The 1,197-nt window shown below is 58.2% G+C and carries 1 protein-coding gene; it reads right to left on the bottom strand.

Annotation, left to right across the window (positions count from 1 at the left end):
* Positions 1-1,144, bottom strand: a protein-coding gene (locus ABWP81_RS11610; protein WP_353141934.1) for an IS3 family transposase whose coding sequence is annotated in 2 segments (ribosomal slippage) — positions 1-886 and positions 886-1,144 — 1,145 coding nt annotated over the 2 segments. Because the reading frame shifts where the segments join, the coding sequence is not laid out codon by codon here. This gene is flagged as partial in the annotation.
* Between the last annotated feature and the right edge of the window lie 53 nt (positions 1,145-1,197).

Below are 1,197 nucleotides of genomic sequence, written 5' to 3'. Positions count from 1 at the left end.
GGACTGACATAGCCCAACGTCGAATGAATTCTGCGGTGGTTGTAGAACGTCATCCAGTCAATGACTTCGTCCATGGCCTGCCTGCGTGTCTCGAATTTCCTGCCGTACAAACGGCCCACTTTCAGCCGACCCCAGAAGCTCTCCGTGGGGGCATTATCCCAACAATCCCCCTTGCGACTCATCGAGCTTTTCATCTTGTAGCCCGTCAGTGCTGACTGGAATTCATGACCGCAGTATTGACTGCCCCTGTCGGAGTGAAAGACCACGCCTTTCTCTGGCGCACGCCGGAACCACGCCATGCGCAATGCATCCGTCACCAGTGAGCTTTGCATGTGCGGCTGCATGCTCCAACCCACCACCTGCCGGCTGAACAAGTCCAGAACCACGGCCAGATACAGCCAACCCTCATCGGTCGCGATGTAGGTGATGTCACCCGTCCACACCTGATTGGGGGCGGCAGCCGTGAAGTTGCGCTGCAGCAGGTTCGCGGCAATGGGCAGCTTGTGTTTGCTGTCTGTGGTGACCACGAACTTTCTCTTGCCCCGGGCTTTGATGCCGTGCTCTTGCATCATGCGCCGCACGCGCTCCTTGCCGACACGGATGCCCCGGGCCACCAGTTCTTTCCACATCTTGGGCCAGCCGTATTCCTGCTTGACCTCGACGTGGACGGCCCGGATATGGGCCAGCAAGGCTTCGTTGCTGATGCGCTTGTTGGCGCCCGGCTTGGATGGCTGCTCAGCGACTTGGCGCCGCATGTTCTCGAAGAAGCCGCTGGTGCTCACGCCCAACACGTCACAGGCGAGGGACACCGGCCAATACTTCTTGTGCCTCGCTATCCAGGCGTACTTCACTTTGAAACCCGCGCGAAGTACGCCGTAGCTTTTCCCAGAATGTCACGCTCCATTCGCAGTCTGGCATTTTCAGCGCGCAGCCTAGCCAGCTCCATCTGCTCTGGGCTCACCGGCTTGTCGCCAGCACCCTTGAGCTGGCCCTTGTTGGCCAAGCGCACCCAGTTCTCCAGCGTCTGCTTCGGGATGCCCAGTATCTTGGCCGTGACAGCTGCCACCTGACCACCCTTGACCAGTCTGACCGCCTCCAACTTGAATTCCAGTGTGTACCGCGCCCGTGGTTTTGATTCGCTCATTTCGATCTCTCCTAAAACTGATTTTTAACCATCAGCTATGGAGTACGTTTTTC

The sequence above is a fragment of the Limnohabitans sp. genome, assembly GCF_040401135.1.
In the GTDB taxonomy this organism is placed as follows: domain Bacteria; phylum Pseudomonadota; class Gammaproteobacteria; order Burkholderiales; family Burkholderiaceae_C; genus Limnohabitans.
This window is presented reverse-complemented; position numbering and strand designations above follow the sequence as displayed.